Source organism: Anaerorudis cellulosivorans, from assembly GCF_025943985.1.
In the GTDB taxonomy this organism is placed as follows: domain Bacteria; phylum Bacteroidota; class Bacteroidia; order Bacteroidales; family Dysgonomonadaceae; genus Anaerorudis; species Anaerorudis cellulosivorans.
Genome location: NZ_JAPCWE010000029.1, coordinates 1 through 5,973 on the forward strand (window position 1 = coordinate 1; position 5,973 = coordinate 5,973).

Consider the following 5,973-nt stretch of genomic DNA (forward strand, 5'->3'; position numbering starts at 1 on the left):
TTGTGCAGTACCATCGGTGCTGTCGGGCTTAACTTCTCTGTTCGGAATGGGAAGAGGTGGATCCCCGATGCCTCGGCCGCCTTAATCTCTTTTTAAATAACACGACGGACAAAAAAGAAAAGATACAACCCTATAGAAAGCTTTCCAGAAACCCCGACGGCATTCATCCGTCCGGAAACGCTTTTTTTCTCCGGCTGCGAAAAAAAAGTATTCGGGTAATTAGTACTGCTCGGCTTTGACGTTACCGCCTTTACACCTGCAGCCTATCGAGGTCATCGTCTTTGACCACCCTTTTTGTGGAGATCTCATCTTGAGGTCGGCTTCGCGCTTAGATGCTTTCAGCGCTTATCCTTTGCCGGACTCAGCTACCCGGCGATGCAGCTGGCGCCACAACCGGTGCACCGGAGGTCCGTCCGACACGGTCCTCTCGTACTAGTGTCGGTGCCTCGCAAATCTCCCACGCCCACGATAGATAGAGACCGAACTGTCTCACGACGTTCTGAACCCAGCTCGCGTGCCACTTTAATGGGCGAACAGCCCAACCCTTGGGACCTTCTCCAGCCCCAGGATGTGACGAGCCGACATCGAGGTGCCAAACCATTCCGTCGATATGAGCTCTTGGGAATGATCAGCCTGTTATCCCCGGAGTACCTTTTATCCTTTGAGCGATGGCCCTTCCATGCGGAACCACCGGATCACTATGCCCTAGTTTCCTACCTGATCGACTTGTGGGTCTCTCAGTCAAGCGCGCTTGTGCCATTACACTCTTACGGACGGTTACCAATCGTCCCGAGCGCACCTTTGGAAGCCTCCGTTACTCTTTTGGAGGCGACCACCCCAGTCAAACTACCCACCATACACTCTCCCCGGTCTTACCGGGTTAGAATCCAGACACCCGAAGGGCCGTATTTCACCGACGGCTCCACGGCTGCTGGCGCAACCGCTTCTCTGCCTCCGGCCTATCCTACACATCGGATGCCCAAATTCAATGTAAAGCTATAGTAAAGGTTCACGGGGTCTTTTCGTCCCATCGCGGGTAATCGGCATCTTCACCGATACTTCAATTTCACCGAGCTCACGGTCGAGACAGTATTCAGATCGTTACACCATTCGTGCAGGTCGGAACTTACCCGACAAGGAATTTCGCTACCTTAGGACCGTTATAGTTACGGCCGCCGTTTACCGGGGCTTCAGTTCAAAGCTTCGCCGACCGTGGCCGGCTAACCTCTCCCCTTAACCTTCCGGCACCGGGCAGGTGTCAGACTATATACCGCTTCTTTCGAATTCGCATAGCCTTGTGTTTTTGTTAAACAGTCGCCTGAATCTGTTCGCTGCGGCCCTCCCTTGAGGAAGGGCGTCCTTTATCCCGAAGTTACAGGACCATTTTGCCTAGTTCCTTAACCGTGAATCTCTCGAGCGCCTCAGTATACTCAACCCAACTACCTGTGTCGGTTTGCGGTACGGGTGCACCAATAATAGGCTTAGCGGTTTTTCTCGGCAGTTCGCTTACCCGCATTATTGACTCGTCCGAAGACTCGCCATACTTTCAGGTTCGGCTCCCGGAGCGGATTTGCCTGCCCCGGTCTGCGCCTACCCCCTTCAACCTGCTATTCCGTCAGCAGGCAGCGGTGTCACCTCTGCGTCCCCACATCGCTTATCGGTGCAGTAACGGAATCTTGACCGTTTCTCCCATCGGATGTTCCCAAAAGGATCCTCCTTAGGTCCCGACTTACCCTGATCCGATTAACGTTGATCAGGAATCCTGAGTCTTTCGGCGAGGGGGTTTCACGCCCCCTTTATCGTTACTTATACCTACATTTGCTTTTCCGAACGCTCCAGCATGATTCGCAACATGCCTTCTCTGCCTTCGGAATGCTCCCCTACCGACGTACATTGAAGTCCGTCCCACGGCTTCGGTAATATACTTATGCCCGATTATTATCCACGCTCCGCCACTAGACTAGTGAGCTGTTACGCACTCTTTGAATGAATGGCTGCTTCCAAGCCAACATCCTAGCTGTTTCGGCAGCGGAACTTCGTTTTTGTCCAACTTAGCATATATTTCGGGACCTTAGCCGATGGTCTGAGTTGTTCCTCTCTCGGACACGGACCTTAGCACCCGTGCCCTCACTCCCGGGATAACCTTACATGCATTCGGAGTTTGTCCGGACTTGACAGGCGGTGAAGCCCTCGCATCCAATCAGTGGCTCTACCTCATGTAAGAATCTGCCCGAGGCTGCACCTAAATGCATTTCGGGGAGTACGAGCTATCTCCAAGTTTGATTAGCCTTTCACCCCTACCCTCAAGTCATTCGAAAACTTTTCAACGTTTACCGATTCGGCCCTCCATCCTCTGTTACGAGAACTTCGGCCTGCTCAAGGGTAGATCACTTGGTTTCGCGTCTGCTCCTGCTGACTATGGCGCCCTGTGAAGACTCGCTTTCGCTGCGGCTGACGTACCTTCCGGTACTTAACCTCGCCAGGCAAGAGCAACTCGTAGGTTCATTATGCAAAAGGCACGCCGTCACACCTTTTCAGATGCTCCGACCGCTTGCAGGCACATGGTTTCAGGGTCTGTTTCACTCCTCTGTTCGAGGTCCTTTTCACCTTTCCCTCACGGTACTGGTCCACTATCGGTCTCCGGGAAGTATTTAGCCTTGGCGGATGGTCCCGCCGGATTCGCGCAGGATTTCTCGTGTCCCGCGTTACTCAGGATACCGGCCGGCTGCTCTCGTCGATTCGTGTACGGGATTATCACCCTCTCTGATCCACCTTTCCGGGTTGGTTCCACTTCAACGTTCGCGGCCTATATGGCCGGTCCTTCAACCCCGGCGCTGCCGAAACAGCACCGGTTTGGGCTCTTCCCCTTTCGCTCGCCACTACTCGGGGAATCACTTCTTTTGTTTTCTTTTCCTGCGGGTACTGAGATGTTTCAGTTCCCCGCGTTCGCCTCCGCCTTCTCTGACGGATGATATGATCTTCTCATACCGGGTTGCCCCATTCGGATATCTGCGGATCCATTCGTATTTGCCGATCCCCGCAGCTTTTCGCAGCTTGTCACGTCCTTCTTCGCCTTCCAGAGCCTAGGCATCCTCCATGTGCCCTTAGTAACTTTTTATTTTCGCCTCGCCGGGCTTTGCCCCCGCTACAGAAGCAGGAACATTCTCTCGCCCGGACTGATAAATACTCGGCGTCTCTTTATTCTTCTTGTTTGCTCTTCTCTTTTTTGTTTATTCCGTCATGTCAAAGATCGTCTGCCGTTTCCTTTTTCCCCGGACACACGCATGATGTCCGCTTCTCTTCGGCAATGTGGGTTTGAATGAGGTTCCGACCCTCTCTCCTGCGCCGCCTGTTCCGGCCTTTCAAACCTTCCTTTTTCTCTCTCCCGTACGTCCCGCTTCCGGCCCTCCGGATCCCGTTCCCGTATCTCCGTGGAGAATAACGGATTCGAACCGTTGACCCTCTGCGTGCAAAGCAGATGCTCTGGCCAGCTGAGCTAATTCCCCCTCTTTGCTGTCTGCCCTCCTCCGCTCCGAAACGGATCCTCTCCCCTTCAGAGGAGCGGCACCGCGTAGTCCCAGGCAGAGTTGAACTGCCGACCTCTACATTATCAGTGTAGCGCTCTAACCAACTGAGCTATGGGACTCTGTCGTGTACCGACGCCCACTCCGGCGCTCTTCCCGGGTTACGCTCCTTCTCTCTTTTTTTTTCGCGTTCCGCCTGCCCGTCGGCACATTACCCGGCGCGCACTCCTGCGCCCCCCTAACGGTATGTCCCGCCGAACGGGAGTATATGTCTTAAAACTTCCGCCTTACGTCTTTTCCTTTTCAAAACCCCTTCTTTTTTTACGATTATTCCGACAAACCGGCCAAGCAACGTGAATCCAAAGAGAAGCCGGCAGACAAGCCGACATCCTTCCGCTTCATTTGCATATCCCTGTCCGGATCTCCCCGGTTCACCTTCGGGTTCTCCAGAAAGGAGGTGTTCCAGCCGCACCTTCCGGTACGGCTACCTTGTTACGACTTAGCCCCAGTCACCGGTCTTACCCTAGGTCGCTCCCCGAAGGGTTACGAACTTCAGGTACCCCCGACTCCCATGGCTTGACGGGCGGTGTGTACAAGGCCCGGGAACGTATTCACCGCGCCGTGGCTGATGCGCGATTACTAGCGAATCCGCCTTCACGGAGTCGAGTTGCAGACTCCGATCCGAACTGTGAGCGGCTTTCGGGATCGGCTCCCTGTCGCCAGGTAGCTCCCCGCTGTACCGCCCATTGTAACACGTGTGTCGCCCCGGACATAAGGGCCGTGCTGATTTGACGTCATCCCCACCTTCCTCGCATCTTACGATGGCAGTCTCGTCAGAGTCCCCGGCTTTACCCGATGGTAACTGACGATGAGGGTTGCGCTCGTTATGGCACTTAAGCCGACACCTCACGGCACGAGCTGACGACAACCATGCAGCACCTACACATCTGCCCATCGCTGGGAAAGACCGTTTCCGGCCCCGTCAGATGCATTTCAAGCCCGGGTAAGGTTCCTCGCGTATCATCGAATTAAACCACATGTTCCTCCGCTTGTGCGGGCCCCCGTCAATTCCTTTGAGTTTCATTCTTGCGAACGTACTCCCCAGGTGGATTACTTAACGCTTTCGCTCAGCCGCTTACATTGTATCGCAAACAGCCAGTAATCATCGTTTACTGCGTGGACTACCAGGGTATCTAATCCTGTTTGATCCCCACGCCTTCGTGCATGAGCGTCAGTTGCGGTTTAGTAAGCTGCCTCCGCAATCGGTGTTCCTTGTGATATCTACGCATTTCACCGCTACACCACAAATTCCGCCTACTTCATCCGCACTCAAGAAAACCGGTTTCGACGGCACTCTCAAGGTTGAGCCCTGATATTTCACCGCCGACCTAATCCCCCGCCTGCGCACCCTTTAAACCCAATAAATCCGGATAACGCTCGGATCCTCCGTATTACCGCGGCTGCTGGCACGGAGTTAGCCGATCCTTATTCGTAAGGTACTTGCAAACCGGTAACACGTACCGTCCTTTATTCCCTTACAAAAGAAGTTTACAACCCTTAGGGCCGCCTTCCTTCACGCGACTTGGCTGGTTCAGACTTCCGTCCATTGACCAAAATTCCTCACTGCTGCCTCCCGTAGGAGTCTGGTCCGTATCTCAGTACCAGTGTGGGGGACCAACCTCTCGGTTCCCCTATCCATCGTCGGTTTGGTGAGCCGTTACCTCACCAACTGCCTAATGGAACGCATGCCCATCCACAACCGCCGTTCCCCTCGCGGAAAACCCTTTAACAAATAGTCCCATGCGGAACCCCTGTTTTATGGGGTATTAATCCGTCTTTCAACGGGCTATCCCCCTGTCGTGGGCAGGTTGCATACGCGTTACTCACCCATCCGCCGGTCGCCGGCAACGTATTGCTACGTCCCGATGCCCCTCGACTTGCATGTGTTAAGCCTGTCGCTAGCGTTCATCCTGAGCCAGGATCAAACTCTTCGTTGTATCATTGTTTTTTGTTTGTTCCTTTTGAACTTCCGTCCGAAAACCGGACAACTCCGGAAAAAGTAATAAACCCCGAAAAAACGGAATCCACCCTCTTTTCCCAAAATCCGAAACCCAAACCGGAATGCACTGCAACGAAAGCGCCTGCTCCTCTTCTCCGGCTCTCTCTTTATCACGCATATCTTATACCGTTCGTCTTCTCAAAATAATCGTTTACGGGTCGTCAACGGCAAAAAAACGGCCGGGAAAAAACAATCCCTTTTCCACCATTTGCCGCGACTACTGCTTTGTCAAAAAAAACGTGTACGGAAATTTTTCAAAGATCTCTTTTTCTTCAAAAAAACGGCTTGCGCCCTTTCTTTCAGCCCCCCCTTTCATCGGGAAAGCGGGTGCAAAGATAGAAACTTTTCCTTTCCCTTCCAAAATATTTCAACAACTTTTTTCGAGAAAAA

General features: G+C 53.3%; 2 tRNA genes and 3 rRNA genes. All 5 read right to left on the minus strand.

Features of this window, described 5'->3' with window-relative positions:
- Nucleotides 1–84, minus strand: a 5S ribosomal RNA gene (rrf, locus tag OLM34_RS11325); the annotation flags it as partial.
- 115 nt (nt 85–199) lie between these two features.
- Nucleotides 200–3,118 (minus strand): 23S ribosomal RNA (locus tag OLM34_RS11330).
- A gap of 314 nt (nt 3,119–3,432) precedes the next feature.
- Nucleotides 3,433–3,506: transfer RNA gene (locus OLM34_RS11335), tRNA-Ala, on the minus strand.
- A 66-nt stretch (nt 3,507–3,572) separates the two neighbouring features.
- Nucleotides 3,573–3,646: transfer RNA gene (locus tag OLM34_RS11340), tRNA-Ile, on the minus strand.
- 328 nt (nt 3,647–3,974) lie between these two features.
- Nucleotides 3,975–5,521: ribosomal RNA gene (locus OLM34_RS11345) — 16S ribosomal RNA — on the minus strand.
- Nucleotides 5,522–5,973 lie beyond the last annotated feature (452 nt).